Origin of the sequence: Flavobacterium sp. (assembly GCF_965657075.1) — a bacterium.
In the GTDB taxonomy this organism is placed as follows: Bacteria; Bacteroidota; Bacteroidia; order Flavobacteriales; family Flavobacteriaceae; genus Flavobacterium.
The window spans coordinates 15971-41852 of sequence record NZ_CBFHMV010000005.1 but is presented as its reverse complement, the minus strand read 5'-3'; the positions used below and the strand labels follow the sequence as shown (position 1 = coordinate 41852).

Here is a 25882-nt window from a genome sequence, read left to right as displayed (position 1 = left end):
GAAAAAATGTTACAGCCTAAAAGAACAAAATACCGTAAGGTACAAAAAGGTAGAATGAAAGGGAACTCTGGTAGAGGTCACGAACTTTCAAATGGAATGTTTGGTATTAAATCTGTACACGAAAAAGGAATGTTCTTAACTTCACGTCAAATAGAAGCTGCACGTATTGCTGCTACTCGTTTTATGAAAAGAGAGGGACAATTATGGATTAAAATATTTCCAGACAAACCTATCACCAAAAAACCTTTAGAGGTACGTATGGGTAAAGGTAAAGGTGCGGTCGAATATTGGGCTGCAGTTGTTAAACCTGGAAAAATAATGTTTGAAGTTGGTGGTGTTCCACTATCAGTTGCAAAAGAAGCTTTACGTTTAGCAGCACAAAAACTTCCAGTTAAAACTAAGTTTGTTGTCGCTAGAGACTTTGAAGCATAATCAAAATTTATTATGAAACAATCAGAAATTATAAGTCTATCAGCAACTGAGTTACAAGAAAAACTTAGCCAGTTAAAGAAAACATACGCTGACCTAAAAAATGCTCACGCGATTTCTCCTATTGAGAATCCTTTACAACTAAGAGCTTTAAGAAGATCTGTTGCAAGAGTTACTACTGAATTGACTAAAAAGTTACAATAATTGTACACTGCTGAAAGATGGAAAAAAGAAATTTAAGAAAAGAGAGAATTGGGGTTGTTACTAGCAACAAAATGACAAAATCTATTGTTGTTTCTGAAACTAGAAGAGTAAAACACCCATTATACGGTAAGTTCGTGTTAAAAACTAAAAAATACGTTGCACACGACGAAACAAACGACTGTAACATTGGAGATACTGTAAAGATCATGGAAACAAGACCTATGAGTAAATTGAAATGTTGGAGATTAGTTGAAATCATTGAAAGAGCTAAATAATTATGGTACAACAAGAATCAAGATTAAGAGTAGCAGACAACACAGGAGCAAAAGAAGTTTTGACTATCCGTGTTTTAGGAGGAACGAAACGTCGTTATGCCTCTGTAGGTGATAAAATTGTAGTTTCTATTAAAGATGCTACTCCAAACGGAAACGTAAAAAAAGGAGCTGTATCAACTGCAGTTGTTGTACGTACTAAAAAAGAAGTGAGAAGAGCTGATGGATCTTATATTCGTTTCGACGATAACGCATGTGTATTGTTAAACGCTGCAGGAGAAATGAGAGGAACTCGTGTTTTTGGTCCGGTTGCCAGAGAACTTCGTGAAAAACAATTCATGAAAATTGTATCATTAGCGCCAGAGGTGCTTTAATTCTAAAAATGATGACAAAGTTAAAAGTAAAATCAGGAGATTTAGTTAGAGTAATTGCCGGAGACCACAAAGGGGAAGAGGGTAAAATCTTAACTATTCAACGTGAGAAAAATAAAGCGATTGTTGAAGGTGTAAATATGGTTTCAAAACATACCAAGCCAAGTGCAACTAATCCACAAGGTGGAATCGTAAAAAAAGAAGCTGCCATTCATATTTCAAATTTGTCTTTAATCGATCCTAAGTCTAAAGAGGCTACCAAGGTTGGTTATAAGCAAGAAGGGGATAAGAAGGTAAGATTCTCAAAAAAATCTAATCAAGTATTATAGTGATGGCTTATATACCTAGACTAAAAGAAGAGTATAAGAGTAGAGTAATTTCTGCTCTTACAGAAGAATTCGGTTACAAAAACGTAATGCAAGTTCCTAAACTTGAAAAAATCGTTGTAAGCCGTGGAGTTGGAGCTGCAGTATCTGATAAGAAATTAGTGGATTATGCAGTTGAAGAAATGACTAAAATTACTGGACAACAAGCGGTTGCTACCATTTCTAAGAAAGACGTTGCGTCTTTTAAATTAAGAAAAGGAATGCCAATTGGAGCTAAAGTAACTTTACGCGGTGAAAGAATGTATGAGTTTTTAGATAGACTTGTAACTTCAGCTTTACCACGTGTTAGAGATTTCGGCGGAATTAAATCTGATGGATTTGATGGAAGAGGAAACTATAACTTAGGAGTTTTAGAACAAATCATTTTCCCAGAAATTGATATTGATAAAGTAAATAAAATTTCAGGTTTTGATATTACTTTTGTTACATCTGCAAACACAGATAAAGAAGCAAAATCATTATTAACAGAACTAGGATTACCTTTTAAAAAGAACTAAGATATGGCTAAAGAATCAATGAAAGCCCGTGAGGTAAAAAGAGAAGCAACTGTTGAAAAATATGCTGAAAAAAGAAAAGCTTTGAAAAAAGCTGGTGACTATGAAGCATTGCAAAAATTACCTAAAAATGCATCTCCAGTACGTTTACATAACAGATGTAAATTAACAGGAAGGCCAAGAGGGTATATGCGTCAATTCGGTTTGTCTCGTGTTACATTCCGCGAAATGGCTAATCAAGGTTTAATTCCTGGTGTTAAAAAAGCATCTTGGTAATTAAGAAAAAAGTTTGTACTTTTGCAAACCAAAAAATAATTTAACTGATTAAAGGTTCAATTAGTGAGTACTATTTGAAAACCATAATCGCAATTCTATACTCATGTATACAGATCCAATCGCAGATTATCTTACAAGAGTTAGAAATGCTGTAAGAGCAAACCACAAAGTGGTTGAAATTCCAGCTTCTAACCTAAAAAAGGAAATCACAAAAATCTTGTTTGATCAAGGTTACATTTTAAGTTACAAATTCGAAACTACTACCGTTCAAGGTACTATCAAAATCGCACTTAAGTACGATAAAGATACTAAAGAATCTGTAATTAAAGATATTCAAAGAATTAGTAAACCAGGTTTACGTAAATATGCTGGTTCTACAGAATTACCAAGAATCCTTAACGGATTAGGTATAGCAATTGTTTCAACTTCTAAAGGTCTTATGACTGGAAAGCAGGCAAAACAGTTAAATGTAGGTGGAGAGGTAATTTGTTACGTATACTAATATAAAAGAAAAATGTCAAGAATAGGTAAAAATCCAATTGCAATTCCAGCTGGTGTAACAATAAATGTTGCTGATGCTGTAGTTACAGTAAAAGGAAAATTAGGCGAGCTTACTCAAGAGTTTTCTGATGTAACAGTAAAAATTGAAGATAACCAAGTTATCGTTGAACGTTCATCAGATCACAAAAATGATCGAGCGAAACACGGTCTTTATCGTTCTTTGATCAACAACATGATTGTTGGTGTTTCTGAAGGATTTACAAAGCAATTAGAACTAGTAGGTGTAGGTTATAGAGCTTCAAATCAAGGTCAAAAACTTGATTTAGCTTTAGGTTTCTCACACAATATTGTACTAGAAATAGTTTCTGAAGTAAATGTGGAAACAATATCAGAGAAAGGAAAAAACCCAATAGTAAAATTATCATCATTTGACAAACAATTATTAGGTCAAGTTGCTGCTAAAATCAGAGCTTTTCGTAAACCTGAACCTTACAAAGGGAAAGGTGTTAAGTTTGTAGGTGAAGTATTAAGAAGAAAAGCAGGTAAATCCGCTTAAAAATTAAGACTATGTCATTAACAAAAACTGAAAGAAGACAAAGAATTAAATTCAGAATCAGAAAAATTGTCAGCGGTACTGCTGCACAACCAAGATTAGCTGTTTTTAGATCTAATAAAGAAATCTATGCTCAAATCATAGATGATGAAAGAGGTGTTACTTTAGTATCTGCATCTTCAAGAGAAGCTGGTGTTACTAAAGGTACAAACATCGAAACTGCTAATGCAGTTGGTAAACTAGTTGCTGAAAAAGCTATTAAATCAGGTATTTCTACAATCTCTTTTGATAGAGGTGGGTATTTATATCATGGACGTGTTAAATCATTAGCTGAAGGCGCTAGAGAAGCTGGACTTAAATTCTAAGAAATTATGTATCATAATTATAAAAACGTAGAAATTGTAAAACCAGGAGGTCTTGAATTGAAAGACCGTTTGGTGAATGTTAATCGTGTTACTAAAGTTACAAAGGGAGGTAGAGCTTTTGGTTTTTCTGCAATTGTAGTCGTAGGTGATGAAAACGGTGTAGTCGGTCATGGATTAGGTAAATCTAAAGATGTTTCTGAAGCAATCGCTAAAGCATTAGAAGATGCTAAGAAAAATTTAGTTAGAATTCCTTTGAATAATCAAACTGTACCTCACGAGCAAAAAGGTAAATTTGGTGGAGCTAGAGTATTTTTAATTCCTGCATCTCACGGTACTGGAGTTATTGCTGGTGGTGCTGTTCGTGCAGTACTTGAGTCTGTTGGAGTACATGATGTACTATCAAAATCTCAAGGATCATCGAATCCTCATAATGTAGTTAAAGCAACTTTTGATGCTTTATTGCAAATGCGTAGTGCACACACTGTAGCTAAACAAAGAGGAATATCTTTAGAAAAAGTATTTAAAGGATAATAATTCAAGGAAAAATGGCAAAAATACTAGTAAAACAAGTTAAAAGTAAAATTAATTGTCCTCTTGATCAAAAGAGAACCTTAATTGCTTTAGGACTTAAAAAAATGGGACAAGTAGTTGAGCATGATAACAATCAAGCTATCCTTGGAATGGTAAACAAAGTAAAACACTTAGTTTCTGTCGAAACTAAATAACAAATACAGTTATGAATTTAAGTAATTTACAACCAGCTGAAGGTTCAACGCACAACCAAAATAAAAGATTAGGTAGAGGTGAAGGTTCTGGAAAAGGTGGTACTTCTGCAAGAGGTCACAAAGGAGCTAAATCACGTTCTGGTTATTCAAAGAAAATTGGTTTTGAAGGAGGTCAAATGCCACTTCAAAGACGTGTTCCTAAGTTCGGATTTAAAAATATTAACAGAAAAGAATATCAAGGTGTCAATCTTGATACACTTCAAATGTTAGTTGATAATGGAGTTGTGACTGACACTGTAGACTTTACAGTTTTAGTTGAAACTAGATTAGCAACAAAAAATGAATTAGTTAAAATTTTAGGTAGAGGTGAACTAAAAGCCAAACTTAAAGTTAGTGGACATAAATTTACTGCAACTGCTAAAGCGGCTATTGAAGCTGCTGGAGGCGAAGTAATAACATTATAATTCAGTAGCAATGAAGAAATTTATAGATTCTTTTATCAATGTTTGGAAAATTGATGAGTTGAAAAACAGAATAGTATTAACACTTACGTTATTACTTGTTTATCGTTTTGGAGCTCAAGTCACTCTTCCCGGTATTGATGCTACTCAATTAGGTAATTTAACTAACCAAACTAATGAAGGTATTGGTTGGTTAATTGATGTTTTTACTGGTGGTGCATTTTCACAAGCATCTTTATTTGCATTGGGAATCATGCCTTATATTTCTGCCTCAATTGTTGTGCAATTAATGGGTATAGCAGTTCCTTACCTACAAAAATTACAAAAAGATGGTGAAAGTGGTAGAAAAAAGATTAATCAAATAACTAGATGGCTTACAATTGGGATAACTCTTTTACAAGGTCCAGGTTATATTTATAATCTTTATCAAACATTACCACAAGAAGCTTTCATATTAGGAAGTAATTCTCCTGCTTTTTTGTTTTCATCAGTTTTAATTCTTACCACTGGAACAATATTTGCTATGTGGTTGGGTGAAAAAATTACTGATAAAGGTATAGGAAATGGTATTTCTTTATTAATTATGGCCGGAATTATTGCAAGAATGCCTCAAGCTTTCTCTCAAGAAATTACTTCAAGATTAAATCAATCAAATGGTGGAACTTTAATGATAGTTTTAGAAATTATCATTTGGTTATTAGTAATCATTGCTTGTATTCTTTTAGTAATGGCAGTTAGAAAAATTCAAGTTCAATATGCAAGAAGAACAATGTCAGGTGAATTTGAAGAAGATATGATGGGGGGAAACAGACAGTTTATCCCATTAAAGTTAAATGCTTCCGGTGTTATGCCAATCATTTTTGCACAAGCAATTATGTTTGTTCCTGCAGCGTTAGCTGGTTTATCTAAATCAGATAGTGCACAATCCATAGCAACAATGTTTAAAGATCCATTTGGTTTAGTTTATAATTTAGTATTTGCTTTATTAATTATTGTATTTACTTATTTTTATACGGCTATAACAATTCCAACAAACAAAATGGCAGATGATTTAAAGAGAAGTGGGGGCTTTGTTCCAGGTATTAAACCTGGTTCAGAAACTTCTGATTTCTTAGATAAAATAATGTCATTAATAACTTTTCCAGGTTCTCTTTATTTAGCTTTAATTGCTGTGTTCCCAGCGGTTGCAGTTAGTGTTATGGGAGTTCAGGGTTCATGGGCTTATTTCTATGGAGGTACATCGTTATTGATTATGGTTGGAGTTGCAATTGACACTATTCAACAAATAAATTCTTATTTATTGAATAAACACTATGATGGATTGATGAAAAGTGGTAAAAACAGAAAAGCAGTAGCTTAATTTTTATGGCAAAACAATCAGCAATAGAACAAGACGGAACAATTATAGAAGCATTATCAAATGCTATGTTTCGTGTAGAATTAGAAAACGGGCATATTGTAATTGCTCATATATCTGGAAAAATGCGTATGCATTATATCAAGTTATTACCTGGTGATAAAGTGAAACTAGAAATGAGCCCTTATGATTTGTCTAAAGCAAGAATCACATATAGATACTAAAGCTATTAACATGAAAGTAAGAGCATCAGTCAAAAAAAGAAGTGCCGAGTGCATTATTGTACGTAGAAAAGGAAGATTATACGTTATTAACAAAAAGAATCCTAGATTTAAACAAAGACAAGGATAATTATGGCAAGAATCGCAGGGGTAGATATACCTAAACAGAAAAGAGGAGTTATTGCTCTAACATACATATTTGGTGTAGGTAGAAGCAGAGCTAAAGAGGTTTTAGAGAAAGCTCAAGTAAACGAAGACAAAAAAGTTTCAGATTGGAATGATGACGAAATCGGAGCAATCCGTGATGCCGTTTCTTATTACAAAATTGAAGGTGAATTGCGTTCAGAAGTTCAGTTAAACATCAAACGTTTAATGGACATCGGATGTCAAAGAGGTATACGTCATAGAGCAGGTCTTCCTTTAAGAGGACAAAGAACAAAAAATAACTCTAGAACTAGAAAAGGTAAAAGAAAAACTGTTGCTAATAAGAAAAAAGCAACTAAATAATAAGTAATAATATGGCTAAGGCAACTACAAAAAAACGTAAAGTTATCGTTGAATCAACGGGAGAAGCTCATATTAGTGCAACTTTTAACAACATCATTATTTCTTTAACTAATAAGAAAGGTGAAGTTATTTCTTGGTCTTCAGCAGGTAAAATGGGCTTTAGAGGTTCTAAAAAGAATACTCCATACGCAGCTCAAATGGCAGCAGAAGATTGTGCTAAAGTAGCTCTAGATGCTGGATTGAAAAAAGTAAAAGTTTATGTAAAAGGTCCAGGAAATGGTAGAGAATCTGCTATTAGATCATTACATAACGGTGGAATTGAAGTTACAGAAATTATTGATGTTACTCCAATGCCGCACAACGGATGTCGTCCTCCTAAAAGAAGAAGAGTTTAATCAAATATTTTACTATATTTGCACTCTTAAAAAATAATTATAAGTATAACCAAGATAGAATTACGATTATCGAAGGATTTGACCTGAATTCATAATCTCTATTTTAAACAATTAGAAATGGCAAGATATACTGGTCCAAGTACAAAAATTGCTCGTAAATTTGGCGAGGCAATATTCGGAGAAGACAAAGCCTTCGAAAAAAGAAATTATCCTCCAGGACAACATGGAATGTCTAAAAGAAGAGGTAAAAAATCTGAATATGCTGTCCAATTGATGGAAAAGCAAAAAGCTAAATATACTTATGGTATTTTAGAAAAACAATTCAGAAACTTATTTAAAAAAGCATCTGCTGCTTCAGGTGTTACTGGTGAAATACTTTTACAATTATGTGAAGCTCGTTTAGACAACGTTGTTTACAGAATGGGTATTGCTCCTACAAGAAGAGGAGCTCGTCAAATTGTTTCTCACAGACACATTACTGTTAATGGGGAATTAGTTAACATTCCTTCTTATCACTTAAAACCTGGTGATAAAGTTGCAGTTCGTGAAAAATCTAAATCTTTAGAAGCTATTAAAAATTCTTTAGCTAATTCTTCTCGTGTTTATGAGTGGATGACTTGGAATAATGATACAATGGAAGGAAATTTTGTTTCTGTACCTCAAAGACTTCAGATTCCAGAAAATATTAAAGAACAACTTATTGTTGAGTTGTATAACAAATAAAAATACACATTAGTCGAATTATGGCAGTATTTAATTTTCAGAAACCCGATAAAGTTATCATGATCGATTCAACCGATTTTGAAGGTAAGTTTGAATTCAGACCTTTAGAACCTGGTTACGGATTGACTGTCGGTAACGCACTAAGAAGAGTTTTACTTTCTGCTCTTGAAGGATTTGCAATAACATCATTAAGAATTGAAGGAGTAGAACATGAATTCTCTACAATTCCTGGTGTAGTTGAAGATGTAACAGAAATTATCCTTAATCTAAAACAAGTACGTTTTAAACGTCAAATTGAAGATATTGATAATGAATCTGTTTCTATGTCTTTATCTGGTAAAGAAGTTTTAACAGCAGGTGACTTTCAAAAATTCATCTCAGGTTTTCAAATCTTAAACCCAGATTTAATTATCTGTAATTTAGATAGTAAAACTTCTATTAATATGGAGTTGACTATTGAAAAAGGTAGAGGTTATGTGCCTGCAGAAGAAAATAAAAAACCTAATGCTCCAATTGGAACTATATATACTGACTCTATTTACACACCAGTAAAAAATGTTAAGTATGTAATTGAAAACTTTCGTGTGGAACAAAAAACGGATTATGAAAAATTAGTTTTCGAAATCCAAACTGATGGTTCTATCAATCCAAAAGATGCATTAACTGAAGCAGCTAAAACATTAATTCACCACTTTATGTTGTTTTCTGATGAAAGAATTACATTAGAGGCTGATGAAATTGCTCAAACAGAATCTTATGACGAAGAGTCATTACACATGAGACAGTTGTTAAAAACTAAACTTGTGGATATGGATTTATCAGTAAGAGCATTAAATTGTTTAAAAGCAGCTGAAGTTGATACTTTAGGTGACTTAGTTTCTTTTAACAAAAACGACTTAATGAAGTTCCGTAACTTTGGTAAAAAATCTTTAACAGAATTAGACGAGTTAGTCGCTGTAAAAGGTCTTACTTTTGGAATGGATTTAGCAAAATATAAATTAGATAAAGAATAAATTACTTCATATTTTGCTCTCCAAAGTGGATAGTAGCAAGATGAAGGTTAAATAAAAAGTCATGAGACACGGAAAAAAATTCAATCATTTAAGTAGACAAAAAGGACATAGAGCGGCTATGCTTGCGAATATGGCTTGTTCACTTATTGAGCACAAACGTATCAACACTACAGTTGCTAAAGCAAAAGCTTTAAAACAGTTTGTAGAACCGTTAGTTACGAAATCAAAAGAAGACACAACTCACAATCGTCGTATTTGTTTCGCTTATTTAAGAGACAAATATGCTGTAACTGAATTATTTAGAGAAGTAGCTGCTAAAGTTGGTGACCGTCCAGGAGGATACACTCGTATCATCAAATTAGGGAATCGTTTAGGAGATAATGCTGATATGGCAATGATTGAGTTAGTTGACTTCAATGAATTGTACAACGGTGGTAAAAAAGAAGAGAAAAAAGGAAGAAGCCGTCGTGGTGGAAAAGCTAAAAAAGCTGAAACTACTACTGAAGCTCCTGTTGCAGAAGCTTCTGCTCCTGAAACATCTGAAGAATCTACAGAAAAAGAAGCTGAATAATGAATGTCAGTTCATAAATACAAAAAAGGATAAGCTAATTACTAGTTTATCCTTTTTTTTTGAGTTTTATTTTTTTTGAAGCATTGAGGCTCTGGCTTTATTTGGTTATGTATTTCCTGCCGTCCATTACAATCTCTTCGAGGATTTCCATACCCATAAGGGCTAGAAGATAATCCATTTGATTGTTTATAAACTTATTTTTTTAGAAAAAAGAATTATACTAAATTTGCAAAACAACACACAACAAATGCAATATACTACAAAACAAAAAGCCATCGTATTACTAGCAGATGGAACAGTCTTTCACGGAAAATCAATTGGAATTAGCGGTACAACTTTTGGAGAAGTTTGTTTCAATACTGGAATGAGCGGTTACCAAGAAATTTTTACTGATCCATCTTATTTCGGACAAATCATGGTTACAACCAATCCTCATATTGGAAACTATGGAGTAAATGTAAATGAGGTAGAATCAAATGGTGTAAAAATCGCTGGACTAATTTGTAAAAACTTTAGTTTTAATTATTCTCGAACAGATGCTTCTGAAAGTTTGTATGATTATTTTAAAAAACAAAATATCATAGCTGTTTCAGATGTCGATACTAGAGCATTGGTAAGTTATATTAGAGATAATGGAGCTCAAAATGCAATTATTTCAACAGATGGTACATCAATTGAAGATTTAAAAATTCAATTAGCTAATGTTCCAAACATGAAAGGTTTAGAGTTGGCTTCAAAAGTTTCGACAAAAGATCCTTTTTTTTATGGCGATGTAAATGCTACTTATAAAATATCAGCTTTAGATTTAGGAATAAAAACCAATATTTTAAGAAATTTAGCCAAAAGAGATTGTTACATAAAAGTATTTCCTTTTGATGCTTCTTACGCAGATTTAAGTAGTTTCAATCCAGATGGATATTTCTTATCCAATGGTCCTGGTGATCCAGAACCATTGCACCAAGCCCAAATTACAGCTAAAGAAATTATTGCCAAAAACAAACCTTTATTCGGTATTTGTTTAGGACATCAAGTTATTGCTTTAGCCAACGGAATTTCGACTTACAAAATGTTTAACGGTCATAGAGGAATCAACCATCCTGTAAAAAATCTATTGACAGGAAAAGGTGAAATTACATCACAAAATCATGGTTTTGCAGTAAATAAAGATGAATTAGAAAAGCACCCTAATATGGAAATCACACATTTACATCTAAATGATGATACTGTAGCTGGAATGCGAATGAAATCTAAAAACTGTTTTTCGGTACAATATCATCCTGAAGCAAGTCCCGGACCACATGATTCTGAATATTTGTTTGATACTTTTATTGAGAATATAAAGAAACAGAATTTGCAAGAAGTTTAATAATATTTATACCTAACATGTTTTCTAAACCTGTTAGGTTTTTTTAAAAACTTTAAAAAGAATAAGATGATGCCAATATAACTAAAACGTTATCGTTTATAAGTTTTTTGGGGTTTAAAATATAGAATGTTTAATTTTGTTATACTAATTTTAAAAAATCATTAAAAATGAGCATAATTATTAAAGTTCACGCAAGACAAATACTTGACTCTCGTGGAAACCCAACAGTTGAAGTTGATGTAATTACAGAAAATGGAATTTTAGGAAGAGCGGCTGTACCTAGTGGAGCTTCTACTGGAGAACATGAAGCTGTTGAATTACGTGATGGTGGAAAAGCTTACATGGGAAAAGGTGTTTCTAAAGCGGTTGAAAATGTAAACACAACGATTGCTCAAGAAGTAGTTGGAATGTCTGTTTTTGAACAAAATGCCATTGACAAAATGATGATTGAATTAGATGGTACTCCAAATAAATCCAATTTAGGAGCTAATGCAATTTTGGGAGTTTCTTTAGCGGTAGCAAAAGCTGCTGCAAATGAATTAGGAATGCCTTTATATAGATATGTTGGTGGTGTTTCTGCTAACACTTTGCCTGTTCCAATGATGAACATCATCAATGGTGGATCACATTCTGATGCTCCAATTGCCTTCCAAGAATTTATGGTTATGCCAGTGAAAGCGAAAAACTTTACACATGCAATGCAAATGGGAACTGAAATATTTCATAACCTTAAAAAAGTATTACACGACAGAGGTTTGTCAACGGCTGTAGGTGATGAAGGTGGATTTGCTCCCAATTTAGAAGGTGGAACAGAAGATGCTTTGGATTCAATCAAATTAGCCGTTACAAATGCAGGTTATACTTTTGGTGATGATGTGATGATTGCTCTAGATTGTGCAGCCGCTGAATTTTTTGTAGATGGAAAATACGATTATTCAAAATTTGAAGGTCCAACAGGTAAAATAAGAACTTCACAAGAACAAGCTGAATATTTAGCAGAATTAACTACAAAATACCCAATCATTTCAATCGAAGATGGAATGGACGAAAATGACTGGGCTGGTTGGAAAACATTAACAGAATTAGTTGGTGATAAAGTGCAATTAGTGGGTGATGATTTATTCGTTACAAACGTTGAAAGATTAGCTAAAGGAATTGCAAATGATACTGCTAATTCAATCTTAATTAAAGTAAATCAAATTGGAACTTTATCTGAAACAATTGCAGCTGTAAATATGGCTCACAATGCAGGTTATACCTCAGTAATGAGTCACCGTTCTGGAGAAACAGAAGACAATACTATTGCAGATTTGGCTGTAGCATTAAACTGTGGACAAATCAAAACAGGTTCAGCTTCCCGTTCAGATAGAATGGCAAAATACAACCAATTATTAAGAATCGAAGAAGAATTAGCAGAAGTAGCTTATTTTCCAGGAATGAAAGCTTTTAAGCAGAAGTAAGATTTTTTAAATTATATTCTAAAGCCCTTCTAGAGTTCAAAACTCTAGAAGGGTTTGTTTTTTATAGTTATATAAAATATGTGTATACCAACTTTGCAATTTTATAATTTTATTAACGAAAACCTTTTCTTAATTCTTTTTAATTTAATAAGTTATTCCTTAACTTTGTGAAATAAAATTTTTAAGATTAAAAAACCTAACAATATTATGTCAAAAACGGCTACATTAGAATTAGATGGTAAAAAATATGAGTTTCCTGTTATTGTAGGGACTGAAAATGAAGTTGCTATCGAAGTGGATACTTTGCGTGGTGCAACTGGAGCAATAACAATTGATCCAGGTTACAAAAATACCGGTTCATGTAAAAGTGAAATTACTTTTTTAGATGGTGAAGAAGGAATCCTTCGTTATAGAGGTTATTCTATTGAAGAATTAGCAGATAAAGCTGATTTTTTAGAAGTTTCCTTTTTGTTGATTTTTGGAGAGTTGCCTACAAAAGAAGAGCTAGAAAAGTTTGAAAATGACATTAGAAAACACACATTGGTTAATGAAGAAATGAAAAACATCATTGATGGTTTTCCAAAAACAGCTCATCCAATGGGCGTTTTAGCTTCGTTAACTTCTGCATTAACAGCTTTTAATCCTAAATCGGTTAATCCGCATAACGAAAAAGAAATGTACGATGCTGTTTGTAAAACAATGGCTAAATTTTTAGTTATTGCAACTTGGACTTACAGAAAATCAATGGGTTATCCGTTAAATAATTATGATAATACAAAAGGTTATGTAGAAAACTTCATGAGATTGATGTTTGAATTGCCTACTGAACCTTATAAATTTGACAAAAAAGTAATTGATGCTTTAGATAAATTATTCATTCTTCATGCAGATCACGAACAAAATTGTTCTACTTCAACTGTAAGAATTGTTGGATCTTCACATGCTGGATTATTTGCTTCTATTTCTGCAGGAGTTTCTGCATTATGGGGTCCATTACATGGTGGTGCAAATCAGGCAGTTTTAGAAATGTTAGAAGAAATTCATAACAATGGAGGTGATGTTGCTAAATTTGTATTGAAAGCAAAGGATAAAGAAGATCCTTTCCGTTTAATGGGATTTGGTCACCGAGTTTATAAAAACTTTGACCCAAGAGCTACTATCATTAAAAAAGCAGCAGACGATGTTTTAACTGCTTTAGGTGTTGATGATCCATTATTAGACATTGCAAAACAATTAGAAAAAGTAGCTTTAGAAGACGAATATTTCAAATCAAGAAATTTATATCCAAATGTAGATTTCTACTCTGGAATTATTTACCGTGCTATGGGAATACCTGTTGGAATGTTCACGGTTCTTTTTGCTATTGGACGCTTACCAGGTTGGATTGCTCAATGGAAAGAAATGAGAATCAATAAAGAGCCAATAGGTAGACCTAGACAAGTTTATACAGGTTATAATTTAAGACCTTTTAAAGAAATTAAAGATAGATAAAAGTTAAAAATCCCGTTTAGTAAATGCTAAACGGGATTTTTTTATAGTATTAAGTAAGAATTAATCAGCTTCTTCGAAATTCTCTTTTTTACCTCTTAATTCATCTACTTTATCTTCCGCTTTGTCTACAAAATTTGAAGCAGCTTCTTTTGCATCTTCTGCTTTTTCTTCGACCCATTCAGAAGCATCTTCCAATTTTTCTTTGGCAGCATCAACAAATTCAGATACTTTTTCTCCAACACCCATTTTGTCTAATTTTTCAGTAGCATCATCTATTAATCCTGATGCTTTCTCTTTTAAATCACCAGCCACTTCTGTAGCTTTATCAATTGCATTTTCAGCAACATCACTTACAGTTTCTGATACGCTGTCCATAGTTCCTTTTGCTTTTCCAAAAAGTGAACTAAAAAAATTTGAAATTCCCATAATTTATTGTTTGTTATTGTTTTGAAAATCAAAAGTATAAAAAACTTTTGATCAGACCAGCAATCTAAATAGAATAAACGATTAATATTGTTCATTTATAGTTCAAATACAATTAGACTTTTTATCTTTGTAAAGATGCTAAATAGTAAATTTATGTTACAATTAAATGTAAAAAATGAATCGTCAAGATTAAGAGCAGTTGTTTTAGGTTCAGCGTTAAGTAATGGCCCTACACCTTCAGTTGAAGAAGCCTATGATCCAAAATCATTAGAACATATTTTAGCGGGAACTTATCCTGTTGAAGAGGATATGGTAAAAGAAATGGAAGCTTTTAATCAAGTTTTTCAAAAATACAGTGTTCAAGTTTTTCGACCTAATAGGATTGAAAATTACAATCAAATTTTTACAAGAGATATCGGTTTTGTTATAGATGATGTTTTTGTTAAAGCCAATATTCTTCCTGATAGAGAGAGAGAATTGGATGCGATTCAGTATGTTATTGATCAAATTGATCCTAAAAAAGTGGTGCGTCCACCAGAAGAAGTTCACATAGAAGGAGGTGATGTGATGCTTTGGAATGATTATATTTTCATTGGAACTTATAAAGGTTCAGATTATAAAGATTACATTACTGCACGAACAAATTGGCAAGGTGTTCAATACATTAAAGAATTATTTCCTAACAAAATTGTAAAGGAATTTGATTTAGTAAAGTCAAAAATCGAAGCTAGAGACAATGCTTTACATTTAGATTGTTGCTTTCAACCTGTTGGAATAGATAAAGGAATCATTTACAAAAGTGGTTTTCGTGAAGAAGCAGATTATATGTACTTGGTAAAGCTTTTTGGTAAAGAAAATCTATTTCATATTACACGAGATGAAATGTATCACATGAACTCCAATGTATTTTCAATAGCACCTGATGTGGTGGTTTCTGAAAAAAACTTCACAAGATTAAATGCATGGTTAAGAGAAAAAGGTTTTACTGTAGAAGAAATTCCGTATGCCGAAATCTCAAAACAAGAAGGTTTATTAAGATGTTCAACTTTGCCGTTGATTAGGGATTAAAAGAGGTTATAGTTTGAAGTTTATGGTTTATAGTTAAACGAAACAACAAACAAAAAAACAACTGACAACAAATAAAAAAATGAAACAAACTACAAATTCAATATTGATGATTCGACCGGTTGCTTTTCGTATGAATGAGCAAACAGCGGTAAATAATTATTATCAAAAAGTATTAGATGGATTAACTCCAGAAAATGTAAACGTAAAAGCTCAAGAGGAGTTTGATACTTTTGTACAAAAACTTAAAATGGTTGGTATAGATGTAACTGTAGTCGACGATACTCTAACGCCAGATACACCAGACAGTATTTTTCCAAACAATTGGATTTCTTTTCATGAAAATGGCGATGTAGCTATGTATCCTATGTTTGCGGAAAATCGCCGTGCAGAAAGAAGAGAAGATGTTTTAGATTTATTAGAAGAAAAAGGATTCCAACTAAATGATATTGTGGATTATACTTCTGCAGAAGAAGATGATATTTTTTTAGAAGGAACTGGAAGTTTATTGTTGGATAGAGCAAACGGAAAGGCTTATTGTGCCTTATCTCCTAGAGCTGATGAAGAGTTGATGATTGAATTTTGTGAAGATTTTGACATGGGTCCTGTTATTTTTGAAGCCTTTCAAACCGTTGATGGGGAACGAAAATTAATCTATCATACCAATGTAATGATGTGTTTAGGTGAAACTTTTGCAGTCATTTGTGCCGATTGTATAGATGATAAAAGTGAAAGAAAACAAGTGTTGCAAAGCTTGAAAGAAGATGGAAAAGAAATCATTTTAATTACAGAAGCTCAAGTTAATAATTTCGCTGGAAACATGTTGCAATTAAAGGGAACAGATGACAAAAGTTATCTAGTTATGAGTAAATCTGCTCATGAAAGTTTAACCAAAGCACAAATTACAACTATTGAAAAACATGCTACTATTTTAAGTTCAAGTTTAGATACTATTGAAGCTTGTGGCGGTGGAAGTGCGCGTTGCATGATGGCTGAGATATTTTTACCAAAAAAATAAATTTAAAAATAGTCAATACTAAAATTCCAAATTTCAATGTTTTTTATTGGAATTTGGAATTTTTATTTTCGGGAAGTTCTTTAAGTGTTTTTAGCAATATTTCTAATCATTCCTCCAAAAATGAAATAATGAAAAGGAACTAAAATGTACCAATATAACCTTCCAAACAACCCTTTAGGTCTAAAAGTTGCTATTTGATGTAAAACATTATTTTTGTCGATTCTAAATTCTAACCAAGCTTCACCTGGTAATCGCATTTCTGCAAAAAGCAATAATCTTTTTTCTTCTTTATCAGCTAATAATACTCTCCAAAAATCTAATGAATCTCCAGTTGCAATTTCATTGGCATGAGTTCTTCCTCTTTGTAAGCCAACACCACCAACTAATTTATCCATAAAACCTCTAATTTCCCACATCCAATTGCCGTAATACCACCCTTTTTCTCCACCAATAGACCAAATGTTTTCTAAAACTTTATCTATATTTTCAACTTTAATTGATTTTTCGTCTTTTAAACAACCATAAGTGGGTACTTGAACATAACCAGCAAGTTCTTTTTTAAATCTTCCACTAACTAAACTATCTTTCCAGCTTGAAATTACTAAATTTTGTTCGATTTTTAAGAAAGCCAATTTTATTGCATCTACATAAGAAATGGGTTTTATGTTTAGTATATTTCTCAAACGATTGTCGTTACAAACTACTTCCATTCGCATACTGTCTACTAAATTTATAGCCAATTTGTAGGAAGTTGAAGTCACAAAGTAAAGCCAATAAGAGGACAATTTGGGAGTCATTACGGGAATGGTAAAAATCCACAATCTAATTTTTCTTGTTTTAGCATATAGCAACATCATTTGTTTGTAGGTTATAATGTTTGGACCACCAATATCAAAAGATTTGTCATAACACTTATCGTGCAGCATAACACCAATTAAATATTGAATAACATCACGAATGGCAATAGGTTGACATTTAGTCAAAACCCATTTTGGAGTTATCATTACTGGGAGTTTTTCACATAAATCTCTAATAATTTCAAATGAAGAACTTCCAGAACCTACAATAATAGCAGCTCTTAGAACGGTTGTTTTAAAATTTCCTTCATATAAAATTTCTTCAACATTTAATCTTGATTTTAAGTGTTTTGAGAGATAGTCTTGATTTACAATACCACTCAGATAAATGACTTGTTTTACACCAATTGTATTGAGATAGATGTTGAAATTTGTAGCGGCTTTGGTTTCTAATTCATCAAATTTGTCTGTGGAAGAAGTCATGGAATGAATTAAATAAAATGCAACATCAAAAGCTTTAGGCAAATTATTAAAGTTTGGCTCATTTAGAAAATCAATTTCCCAAACCGTAATTTTTGATAGTGTTGTAGCGTCTAAACCCAAACGATTTTTGTCTCTAACACAACAAACCACTTCATGGCCGTTATTTAATAACTCAGGTAAAAGCCTTTTGCCAACATAACCATTAGCACCAGTTAAGAGAATTCGCATCTATTTCAAATTTTCTTAAAGTTATGAAAAAAAGATATGATAAATACGATTTTTATAAAAAATTGGGAATTGTTTAAATCCCTCTAACTATGCTTAGGATGGCACTAATAATGTATTGAATTCCAATTGCAATGGTTAGAAAACCTACAATTCTAGAAATAGCTACAATTCCTGCAGAACCTAAAATTCTTGATAAATAATAGGCGCTTCTAAGAATGATGAAAATCACAATTGCAACAACTAATATAGCTATGCAAGACCAAATGATTTCCTTGGTAGAATTGTGTTCTTGATAAAAAGCAATTAACAAAGACATAGAACCTGGACCAGCTAACATAGGCATTGCTAAAGGAGTTAATGCTATATCACTTCTTTCTTGTGATTCTTCTTCTACCTTTTTATTAATACCTTTGTTTTTACTGAATTTACCATTTAAGAGTGCAAATCCAGAATTGGTTATTAAAATTCCACCAGCAATTCTAAGAGCAGTAATAGTAATTCCAAAAAAAGAAAGTACATATTGTCCCATAAAAAAGGCAATCATTAATATAATAAATACATTAATTGCTGTCCATAAAGATGTTTTAGAAAGTTCATTTTTAGTATAGCCTTCGGTTAACCCAACAAATATTGGAACGGTTCCAATGGGGTTTAATACTGAAAATAAAGCGGCAAACAATAATAAAAAAACGTCCATTAATTATTTTTTACAAAGGTACTATAAAAAATAATTATTTTATTTGATTTCGTTTTTAATTAATAAATTCATAATCTTGTTTCATTTTCAAAGAATCAACCTTGGCTAAAAATGAGGCAATTTTTGAATAGTTTTTAGAACAATCGATACTTATAAAATGCTCATCAACATGAAAAGTTATTGAATTTCCTGGTTTAAATGTAACTAATTTATAAAAGGGAATGACTAAGGCATAAACTTCTAATTGAGATTGAAAACCTATAATAATGCCTTGAGGTCTCAGTTCTATGTTGGCATATTTTATAGCGTTGTTTTTATTGAGAATGGCTTCGATTTTAGCACTTGATTTTGTAATTATCAATCTTGGAGAACCTATTCCTTTTAGTTTTATGTTTTCCAGAAAGCTAAAACTTTTTCCTACCAAATCATTTATTTTTTGAGTAGTTTTTTTGTCGTTGTGTGAAATATTAAAAAGCATTTTTTATTTAAAATTAATCATAAAATTAAAATTAAAAGCAGTCTTATGAAATATTTATAATTCGTTTATTTGTATTTTTGTTCAAATTATCAAAAAAAATGAAAAAGACATTAGTGTTAGGTGCTTCCACAAATCCAGAAAGATATAGTTTTAAAGCCATAAAGATGTTGTCATCTCACAAACATCCTGTAGTTGCAATTGGTCAAAAAAATGGTGAAGTTGAAGGAGTTAGTATTCAAACCAAAACAATTCCATTAAAAAACATTCACACAGTATCTTTATATCTTAATGCATTAAGACAAAGAGATTATTACAATTATATTACAGAATTAAAACCTAAAAGAGTTTTGTTTAATCCTGGTACTGAAAACCCAGAATTTTATCAATTATTAAACGCAAACGGAATTAAATATGAAGAAGCTTGTACATTAGTATTACTTTCTACGAATCAATATTAACCCTAGAAAAGTTAAAAAGCCATTCACCATAAGAATTTCAAAACCAAAAGTATAGTGAAACCAAACTTTTCCGTAAGCATTTAACAATAGAGAAATTATTACAGAAGACAAGGCTACAATTGGAACCAATTTATCTTTTACCTGCCATTGTGTAAATAAACCAAAAGCATATAATCCTAACAATGGGCCATAAGTAAATCCAGCAAATTTCAATACTTTATCGATGATACTAGCGTCATTAAATCCGTATTTAAATCCTAAAATCACCAATATAGATACTACTACAAATAAAATGTGAATTTGTTTTCTGACCGTTACTTGTTTTGCAGCCGCATAACGTTTTTCAATATTTAAAATATCTATACTAAACGATGTTGTTAATGATGTTAAAGCACTATCAGCGGAAGAAAATGCTGCAGCAATTAATCCTAAAATAAAACTAAAAGCTACAATAGTACCTAAATATCCATTGGCTAAAACAGCAAAAAGTTGGTCTTTGTGTGCATCAACCCCGTTTTTTAAAGCGTATTCTGTAAACAAAAGGCCTAAAACTAAAAAAAGAAAGTTTACAAAAGTTAAAACAATAGTAAACCAAAACATGTTTTTTTGAGCATCTTTTAATGTTTTACAGGTTAGGTTTTTTTGCATCATATCTTGATCTAAACCAGTCATTACAATAGCTATAAATGCTCCTGAAAAGAATTGTTTCCAGAAATATTTTGGAGAACTTACATCGTCTAGGAAAAACGTTTTAGAAAAATCACTTTCCGTTACATAGGAAGTTAAAGTATTGATATTTAATCCTAAATCTTGTGAAACTACTACAATACAAATAACTACAGAAATCAACATAAATAAGGTCTGAAGGGTGTCAGTCCAAATAATGGTCTTAATTCCTGATTTTTGAGTGTAAACCCAAATCAGAAAAATAATTGCAGTAACTGAAATCCAATAGGGAATTCCAAGAGAATCAAAAACTAAGGTTTGTAATACATCAGCAACTAAAAGCAACCTCAAATTAGACCCTACGGTTCTAGAAACAATAAAAAACCAAGCACCTGTTTTATAGGAATAAGCACCAAAGCGTTCTTCCAAGTAAGTATAAATAGAAGTCAGTTGAAGTTTATAATATAAAGGCAGTAATATAACACCAATTATAAAATACCCTAAAATATAACCTAAAACAATTTGAAAATACGCAAACTGAGCAGCTTCAACTTTTCCCGGCACAGAAATGAAAGTAACTCCAGAAAGAGAAGCTCCAATCATTCCAAAAGCAACTAAATACCATGGCGATTGTTTGTTGGCTTTGAAAAAAGTATCGTTACCTGAATCTGATTTTTTTCCACTTAAATAAGAGAAAACAATTAGAACTAAAAAATAAGAAAGTACAAGGTATAATATAGATAAGGGTTGCATGAAATATTTTTTTTACAAAAATAGCAGAATATAATTAACAGTATTATTTTTTATACTACTTTTGAAAAATATAATTGCCTAAAAATTATTTATTTTTGATCTTCAAGTCTAATAATAGTAAGCAATAATGAAATTAATTAAAATTTAAAAAAAAATTAAAATGAAAAAATTACAATTATTAGTAGTGTTGCTTGTGGCAAATTTTAGTTTAGTATTTGCACAAGATGGTGAAGAAGATTTTATGGAAAGTTCGGTTGAAATAAGTATGGATTTTAACAAATCACTTTATCCGGTTGCTTTTGGAAATACTTATGCTTCAGAAAGTCCCAAAGCGGCTTTGTTTGCTTCAGTTAATCCTCAATCTTTTGAAGCAGCAATTAGTGAATTTGAAAAAGATTTCACTGCTGGAGAATTAAAAAATGTAAAAAGCGGCACAACAGATATTAAAGGGCAAAAAGTATTTTATGTTACTGGAAATATGACAGATGAAACTGGTGTTTTGGTTTTGTTAGAAATCTTATTAAAACCTGCAACAAAAGACAGTTGTATTGTAGTGATGTCAATGTATGAGTCTGAATCTAAAAAAACATTTGAGCAAGAAGGTAAAAAAGCAATTGCTTCAGCAAAAATTATTTAATACAAGTACTGCTTAAATAGTATTTTAAAGTTAGTAATTAGTTCGCTAGTTACTAACTTTTTTATTTAAATATTTTATATTTGTAACAATGGAATTATCATCAAAAATATTAGAAAAAGCGGTGAATGAAATGGCTCTTTTGCCTGGAATTGGAAAAAGAACGGCTTTGAGATTAGTACTTCATTTAATAAAACAACCTGCTGAACAAACCCAGTTTTTGGCAGAAGCATTGCAAAATGTCAGACAAAATTTAAAGTTTTGTACAAATTGTAACACTTTGTCTGATTATGAAATCTGCGAAATTTGTTCAAATCCAAAAAGAGATAAAAGAACAATTTGTGTAGTTGAAGATATTAGAGATGTTATGGCGATTGAAAACACTGGTATTTTTAAAGGATTGTATCATGTATTAGGCGGAAAAATATCACCAATTGATGGTATTGGTCCATCACAACTGAATATTAATTCATTAGTAAATAAAGTAAAAAACGAAGAAGTTGACGAACTCATTTTTGCATTAAGCTCAACGATGGAAGGTGATACCACAAATTTTTATATTTATAAACAAATTCAACAAAACGAGGTTAAGTTATCTACAATTGCAAGAGGAATTGCTATAGGTGACGAGTTGGAGTATACAGATGAGGTTACCTTAGGTAGAAGTTTAATGCACAGAATTCCTTTTGAACATTCTATAAAGAATAATTAATAGTTATTAAACCAATTTTTTACCCTAAATTTAGGGCTATTTAACTTATATTTGCAACAAATTTACAATAATGAAATTTTTAAAATTTTTAGTAATATTCCTGATTTTAAGCTCAACAGTTTCATGTATAACTAATAAAGATTTAGTTTACATACAAGACAAAGGAACAAAAACTGAAGGCATACAAATCAACGAAATTGATTCAAAACCCTATAGAGTTCAAGTTAATGATTTGATAAGTATTAAAATAAAAGCTTTAGATCCAAAATTAGTTGAAATTTTCTCAACCACAAATTCTGGTGGTGGTGGACAAACAGAACAAGAATTATATTTCACAGGTTATTCAGTTGATTCTCATGGAAATATTAGAGTTCCTGTTCTTGGAGAAATTAATGTATTGGGTTTTTCAGTTGAAGAAATTAGAAATCTTATTGAAAAAAGATTGTTGGCTGAATATTTTACAGAAGATGCCAGAATATATGTTACAGTCAATTTAGCGGGATTTAGATATGTTATAAATGGTGAAATTGGTAGTCCTGGAATCACCTATATTTTTCAGGACAAAGTTACTATTTTAGAAGCTATTGCCAATTCAGGAGATATTGCTCTAACAGGTAATCGTAAAGATGTTGAAATTATCAGAAAGAATCCAAATGGATATGAAATTATTCATGTAGACTTAACAGATAGAGCATTGTTAACTTCTCCTAAATTATATTTGCAACCTAATGATTATGTTTATGTTAAACCTCTTAAACAAAAATCTTGGGGAACAGGAACAACAGTTATTCAAACAGTTGGAGCTGTTGTTTCGGCTTTATCTTTGATAACAACATCAATTTTATTATTTAGAAACATTTAAAAATTTATGTTAGATACCAAAGATTTTAATTTTTTTGAATCCACTACATCAAACAGCTTTGATTTTAAAAGTTTTTTATCTCGTTTAATTGGGTTTTGGAAATGGTTTGTCCTTTGCTTAATTATCACTTATACTTTAGCGTATCAAGTAAACATTAGAAAAGAAAAAATCTATGGCATGGAATCTTTAATTGTGGTTAAAGATGAAAATAATCCTTTTTTTACCTCAAATACGAGTTTGGTTTTTAATTGGGGTGGTACTTCAGATAAAGTTCAAACAGTAATAACAACGCTAAAATCCAGATCACATAATGAAGATGTTGTAACTAAATTGCAGTATTATATCAGTTATTTAGAACAAGGAAAATACAACCTAGTTGATGTTTATGGAAACACTCCATTTAAACTAAAAATAGATGATAACAAAGGACAATTAAGCGGAATTCCAGTCAAGATAAAACTAGTCAATCAAAATCAATTTAAGTTAATAATTGACTTTGTTAATCCTATGGTTTCTTTAAATCATTATAGAGATAATACAACAAGTATAGTAAATGTACCTGTAGGAAAATTTGAAAAAATATTCAATCTTAACGAAGAAATTAATTTGCCCTTTTTGAGTTTTAAAGTCCTTTTAGACTTAAATAACCTGAATAACATCAATAAAGAATATTTGATTCAGTTCAATGACTTTAATGGTACTGTAGGAGCTTACAAAAACATTAGTGTTGAGGCAGACATAAAAAGTGGATCTGTCATAAAGTTAGCTATGGCTGGGACCAACAAAAATAGACTAGTTGATTATTTGAATGAGACTGTTATCACTTTAAAAGAAAAACAACTTGAAAGTAAAAATCAGTTTGCTACAAATACAATTAATTTTATCGACAGTACATTGGTTGATATTGAAAATCAAATAAAAATTGCTGAAGGAGAATTAAAAGATTTTAGGAAAAATAAAAACATATTTGAATTAGAAGATGGTGGAAGTGTACTTTCTGATAAGTTAACATCGTTTGATGCAGAAAAAGATATGTTGGACAGAAGAATGGCCTATTACAATTTACTTAAAGGTTATTTAGAAAAAAACAATGATTATTCTAAATTACCAGCACCATCAGTTGCCGGAATTGAAGATCCAAACGTGATTGGAGGAGTTTCAAAATTAATTGAATTGTCTACAGATAGAGCAAAAATGGCATATTCAGTCAAAAATGCCGACATGTTTAAGGAGTTTGACATGCAAATGAATGCTATAAAAAGTGTCTTACTAAATAATATTGCCAGTTCAAAAACTAGTTTGCAATTAGATATGTCCACTTTAGAATCAAAAATTGCCAGATTAGAAAGTTCTTTAAATCAACTTCCAGAGCAACAACAAGATTATATAAAATTTACTAGAAACTTTAATTTAAAAGATAAAATATACAACACTTTTTTAGAAAAGCGAAGTGAAGCCGACATTGTTAGGGCAGCTAACCTATCCGATATTGATTTTATTGATCCAGCTAAAGATGTTGGTGGTGGATTAATTGGACCAAAAACAGGCGTAAATTATATTTTAGCATTGTTGGTAGGTTTGGCAATTCCTTTTTTAATTGTTTTTGTCATTACATTACTAGACAACTCAATTAATACCATTGAAGATATATCTAAACAAACCAAAATTCCAATTATAGGAGTAATAGGTAATAAAACGGATTTAGATAATTTAGCAGTCTTTAACAGACCAAAATCCACATTATCTGAATCATTCAGGGGAATCAGATCGTCATTACAATTTTTGTATAAAAAACAAAAAGTACAAGGTTCAAAATGTGTTATGTTAACTTCTTCAATTAGTGGTGAAGGTAAAACTTTCTGTACAATCAATTTAGCAACTGTTTTTGCAATGAGTAATAAAAAAACGGTGATTGTTGGAGTAGATTTAAGAAAACCTAGAATTTTTAATGACTTTAATATTCAAAATGTTATTGGTACAGTAAATTATTTAATTGGTCAAAAAACTTTAGAAGAAATTACTCAGAAAACAAATGTTCCAAATTTGGATGTAATTACCTCAGGACCAGTTCCGCCAAATCCTTCCGAACTTGTAATGAGTGAAGCTATGGCTGAATTAATTGAAGAATTAAAGTTAAAATACGATTATATTATACTAGACACTCCTCCTGTAGGTTTGGTTTCAGATGCTTTAGAATTAGCTCAATTTTGTGATGCAACATTGTTTGTAGTAAGACAAGGAGTAACTAAAAAAGGAATGCTTTCTATCATAAATGAAAAACATAAAAGTGGAGAATTACATAATATAAGTATCATATTAAATGACTTTCAAAATAAGGCCAAATACGGTTATGGATATGGTTACGGATATGGTTACGGATACGGTGCTTACAGCGAGGAATATAATGATGAAAAAGTAGTAAAGAAAAGCCTTTGGACTAACTTTTTGAAAAGAAAAAAATAAA

Annotated in this window: 36 protein-coding genes; 31 read left to right on the top strand and 5 right to left on the bottom strand. The window is 31.3% G+C overall.

Translation table 11 applies throughout. The features are described from left to right. Positions 1–6: 6 nt before the first annotated feature. The 24 genes from rplP to ACTF56_RS05070 all read left to right on the top strand — a co-directional run bounded on the left by rplP (position 7) and on the right by ACTF56_RS05070 (position 14141). A complete protein-coding gene (gene rplP, locus ACTF56_RS05185) occupies positions 7–432 on the top strand; it encodes a 50S ribosomal protein L16 (RefSeq protein ID WP_338378159.1) in 426 nt (141 codons plus the stop codon). 12 nt (positions 433–444) lie between these two features. Further along, positions 445–633: a 50S ribosomal protein L29 gene (gene rpmC, locus ACTF56_RS05180; protein ID WP_026717861.1), complete on the top strand. Its 189-nt coding sequence runs from the start codon at positions 445–447 to the stop codon at positions 631–633. A gap of 17 nt (positions 634–650) precedes the next feature. Further along, positions 651–908, top strand: a complete 258-nt coding sequence (rpsQ, locus tag ACTF56_RS05175) for a 30S ribosomal protein S17 (protein ID WP_338378160.1) — start codon at positions 651–653, stop codon at positions 906–908. 2 nt (positions 909–910) lie between these two features. Then, complete coding sequence (gene rplN / locus ACTF56_RS05170; RefSeq protein WP_129436249.1) at positions 911–1279, top strand: 50S ribosomal protein L14; 369 nt, start codon at positions 911–913, stop codon at positions 1277–1279. Positions 1280–1290: 11 nt separating this feature from the next. Continuing rightward, positions 1291–1605 (top strand): 50S ribosomal protein L24, encoded by a 315-nt coding sequence (rplX, locus tag ACTF56_RS05165; RefSeq protein WP_438965935.1) that lies wholly within the window; start codon positions 1291–1293, stop codon positions 1603–1605. A 2-nt stretch (positions 1606–1607) separates the two neighbouring features. Next, complete coding sequence (gene rplE / locus ACTF56_RS05160; RefSeq protein WP_438965851.1) at positions 1608–2159, top strand: 50S ribosomal protein L5; 552 nt, start codon at positions 1608–1610, stop codon at positions 2157–2159. A 3-nt stretch (positions 2160–2162) separates the two neighbouring features. Continuing rightward, complete coding sequence (rpsN, locus tag ACTF56_RS05155; protein ID WP_379739005.1) at positions 2163–2432, top strand: 30S ribosomal protein S14; 270 nt, start codon at positions 2163–2165, stop codon at positions 2430–2432. A gap of 103 nt (positions 2433–2535) precedes the next feature. Then, positions 2536–2934: a 30S ribosomal protein S8 gene (gene rpsH, locus ACTF56_RS05150; protein WP_438965850.1), complete on the top strand. Its 399-nt coding sequence runs from the start codon at positions 2536–2538 to the stop codon at positions 2932–2934. A 12-nt stretch (positions 2935–2946) separates the two neighbouring features. Continuing rightward, positions 2947–3489 (top strand): 50S ribosomal protein L6, encoded by a 543-nt coding sequence (gene rplF, locus ACTF56_RS05145; RefSeq protein ID WP_438965849.1) that lies wholly within the window; start codon positions 2947–2949, stop codon positions 3487–3489. Positions 3490–3500: 11 nt separating this feature from the next. Then, the gene (gene rplR, locus ACTF56_RS05140) at positions 3501–3851 is read left to right on the top strand and encodes a 50S ribosomal protein L18 (RefSeq protein ID WP_438965848.1); all 351 of its coding nucleotides are present in this window, start codon (positions 3501–3503) and stop codon (positions 3849–3851) included. Between the two features lie 6 nt (positions 3852–3857). Further along, positions 3858–4382 carry a 30S ribosomal protein S5 gene (gene rpsE / locus ACTF56_RS05135; protein WP_438965847.1) on the top strand — a complete coding sequence of 175 codons (525 nt, stop codon included), beginning with the start codon at positions 3858–3860 and terminating at the stop codon, positions 4380–4382. A 14-nt stretch (positions 4383–4396) separates the two neighbouring features. Next, positions 4397–4576: a 50S ribosomal protein L30 gene (rpmD, locus tag ACTF56_RS05130; protein WP_438965846.1), complete on the top strand. Its 180-nt coding sequence runs from the start codon at positions 4397–4399 to the stop codon at positions 4574–4576. Positions 4577–4587: 11 nt separating this feature from the next. Next, positions 4588–5040 carry a 50S ribosomal protein L15 gene (gene rplO / locus ACTF56_RS05125; protein ID WP_438965845.1) on the top strand — a complete coding sequence of 151 codons (453 nt, stop codon included), beginning with the start codon at positions 4588–4590 and terminating at the stop codon, positions 5038–5040. A 10-nt stretch (positions 5041–5050) separates the two neighbouring features. Beyond that, the gene (gene secY, locus ACTF56_RS05120; RefSeq protein WP_438965844.1) at positions 5051–6397 is read left to right on the top strand and encodes a preprotein translocase subunit SecY; all 1347 of its coding nucleotides are present in this window, start codon (positions 5051–5053) and stop codon (positions 6395–6397) included. Positions 6398–6402: 5 nt separating this feature from the next. Further along, positions 6403–6618 carry a translation initiation factor IF-1 gene (gene infA / locus ACTF56_RS05115; RefSeq protein ID WP_008254466.1) on the top strand — a complete coding sequence of 72 codons (216 nt, stop codon included), beginning with the start codon at positions 6403–6405 and terminating at the stop codon, positions 6616–6618. A gap of 10 nt (positions 6619–6628) precedes the next feature. After that, a complete protein-coding gene (gene ykgO, locus ACTF56_RS05110) occupies positions 6629–6745 on the top strand; it encodes a type B 50S ribosomal protein L36 (protein WP_002987490.1) in 117 nt (38 codons plus the stop codon). Between the two features lie 2 nt (positions 6746–6747). Next, positions 6748–7122, top strand: coding sequence for a 30S ribosomal protein S13 (rpsM, locus tag ACTF56_RS05105; protein WP_438965843.1), 375 nt, complete (start codon positions 6748–6750; stop codon positions 7120–7122). Between the two features lie 11 nt (positions 7123–7133). Beyond that, the gene (rpsK, locus tag ACTF56_RS05100) at positions 7134–7517 is read left to right on the top strand and encodes a 30S ribosomal protein S11 (protein WP_438965842.1); all 384 of its coding nucleotides are present in this window, start codon (positions 7134–7136) and stop codon (positions 7515–7517) included. Positions 7518–7634: 117 nt separating this feature from the next. Then, a complete protein-coding gene (rpsD, locus tag ACTF56_RS05095; RefSeq protein WP_438965841.1) occupies positions 7635–8240 on the top strand; it encodes a 30S ribosomal protein S4 in 606 nt (201 codons plus the stop codon). Positions 8241–8260: 20 nt separating this feature from the next. Next, positions 8261–9253 carry a DNA-directed RNA polymerase subunit alpha gene (locus tag ACTF56_RS05090; RefSeq protein ID WP_438965840.1) on the top strand — a complete coding sequence of 331 codons (993 nt, stop codon included), beginning with the start codon at positions 8261–8263 and terminating at the stop codon, positions 9251–9253. Between the two features lie 61 nt (positions 9254–9314). After that, the gene (gene rplQ / locus ACTF56_RS05085) at positions 9315–9824 is read left to right on the top strand and encodes a 50S ribosomal protein L17 (protein ID WP_438965839.1); all 510 of its coding nucleotides are present in this window, start codon (positions 9315–9317) and stop codon (positions 9822–9824) included. Positions 9825–10071: 247 nt separating this feature from the next. Next, on the top strand, positions 10072–11190 hold the full coding sequence (carA, locus tag ACTF56_RS05080; RefSeq protein WP_438965838.1) for a glutamine-hydrolyzing carbamoyl-phosphate synthase small subunit: 1119 nt from the start codon (positions 10072–10074) through the stop codon (positions 11188–11190). 167 nt (positions 11191–11357) lie between these two features. Continuing rightward, positions 11358–12650, top strand: a complete 1293-nt coding sequence (gene eno / locus ACTF56_RS05075; RefSeq protein ID WP_438965837.1) for a phosphopyruvate hydratase — start codon at positions 11358–11360, stop codon at positions 12648–12650. A 207-nt stretch (positions 12651–12857) separates the two neighbouring features. Then, on the top strand, positions 12858–14141 hold the full coding sequence (locus tag ACTF56_RS05070; RefSeq protein WP_438965836.1) for a citrate synthase: 1284 nt from the start codon (positions 12858–12860) through the stop codon (positions 14139–14141). A gap of 60 nt (positions 14142–14201) precedes the next feature. Here the strand turns inward: ACTF56_RS05070 and ACTF56_RS05065 are convergent, their stop codons facing one another. After that, the gene (locus ACTF56_RS05065; protein ID WP_438965835.1) at positions 14202–14567 is read right to left on the bottom strand and encodes a hypothetical protein; all 366 of its coding nucleotides are present in this window, start codon (positions 14565–14567) and stop codon (positions 14202–14204) included. Between the two features lie 153 nt (positions 14568–14720). On the opposite strand from ACTF56_RS05065, the gene ACTF56_RS05060 reads away from it, so the two are divergent. Together ACTF56_RS05060 and ctlX are read left to right on the top strand one after the other, a co-directional pair. Beyond that, positions 14721–15635, top strand: coding sequence for a dimethylarginine dimethylaminohydrolase family protein (locus ACTF56_RS05060; RefSeq protein ID WP_438965834.1), 915 nt, complete (start codon positions 14721–14723; stop codon positions 15633–15635). A 79-nt stretch (positions 15636–15714) separates the two neighbouring features. Beyond that, on the top strand, positions 15715–16650 hold the full coding sequence (gene ctlX / locus ACTF56_RS05055) for a citrulline utilization hydrolase CtlX (protein ID WP_438965833.1): 936 nt from the start codon (positions 15715–15717) through the stop codon (positions 16648–16650). A gap of 80 nt (positions 16651–16730) precedes the next feature. Here ctlX and ACTF56_RS05050 read toward each other — a convergent pair whose 3' ends face one another. The 3 genes from ACTF56_RS05050 to ACTF56_RS05040 form a co-directional block, all read right to left on the bottom strand. Continuing rightward, positions 16731–18158, bottom strand: a complete 1428-nt coding sequence (locus ACTF56_RS05050; protein ID WP_438965832.1) for an SDR family oxidoreductase — start codon at positions 18156–18158, stop codon at positions 16731–16733. A gap of 73 nt (positions 18159–18231) precedes the next feature. Beyond that, a complete protein-coding gene (locus ACTF56_RS05045; protein ID WP_438965831.1) occupies positions 18232–18855 on the bottom strand; it encodes a MarC family NAAT transporter in 624 nt (207 codons plus the stop codon). A 55-nt stretch (positions 18856–18910) separates the two neighbouring features. Then, complete coding sequence (locus ACTF56_RS05040; RefSeq protein WP_438965830.1) at positions 18911–19333, bottom strand: hypothetical protein; 423 nt, start codon at positions 19331–19333, stop codon at positions 18911–18913. A gap of 98 nt (positions 19334–19431) precedes the next feature. Between ACTF56_RS05040 and ACTF56_RS05035 the strand changes: the two genes are divergently transcribed. Then, the gene (locus ACTF56_RS05035; protein WP_438965829.1) at positions 19432–19791 is read left to right on the top strand and encodes a CoA-binding protein; all 360 of its coding nucleotides are present in this window, start codon (positions 19432–19434) and stop codon (positions 19789–19791) included. Here ACTF56_RS05035 and ACTF56_RS05030 read toward each other — a convergent pair. After that, on the bottom strand, positions 19768–21210 hold the full coding sequence (locus ACTF56_RS05030; RefSeq protein ID WP_438965828.1) for a sodium:solute symporter: 1443 nt from the start codon (positions 21208–21210) through the stop codon (positions 19768–19770). The two genes, ACTF56_RS05035 and ACTF56_RS05030, sit on opposite strands and share 24 nt — an antisense overlap. Before the next feature lie 160 nt (positions 21211–21370). Between ACTF56_RS05030 and ACTF56_RS05025 the strand changes: the two genes are divergently transcribed. The 4 genes from ACTF56_RS05025 (at position 21371) to ACTF56_RS05010 (ending at position 25881) form a co-directional block, all read left to right on the top strand. Continuing rightward, positions 21371–21847 carry a hypothetical protein gene (locus ACTF56_RS05025; protein ID WP_438965827.1) on the top strand — a complete coding sequence of 159 codons (477 nt, stop codon included), beginning with the start codon at positions 21371–21373 and terminating at the stop codon, positions 21845–21847. 88 nt (positions 21848–21935) lie between these two features. Further along, positions 21936–22556, top strand: coding sequence for a recombination mediator RecR (recR, locus tag ACTF56_RS05020; RefSeq protein WP_438965826.1), 621 nt, complete (start codon positions 21936–21938; stop codon positions 22554–22556). Between the two features lie 70 nt (positions 22557–22626). Further along, positions 22627–23418, top strand: coding sequence for a polysaccharide biosynthesis/export family protein (locus ACTF56_RS05015; protein ID WP_438965825.1), 792 nt, complete (start codon positions 22627–22629; stop codon positions 23416–23418). Positions 23419–23424: 6 nt separating this feature from the next. After that, positions 23425–25881, top strand: coding sequence for a polysaccharide biosynthesis tyrosine autokinase (locus ACTF56_RS05010; RefSeq protein ID WP_438965824.1), 2457 nt, complete (start codon positions 23425–23427; stop codon positions 25879–25881). Position 25882 lies beyond the last annotated feature (1 nt).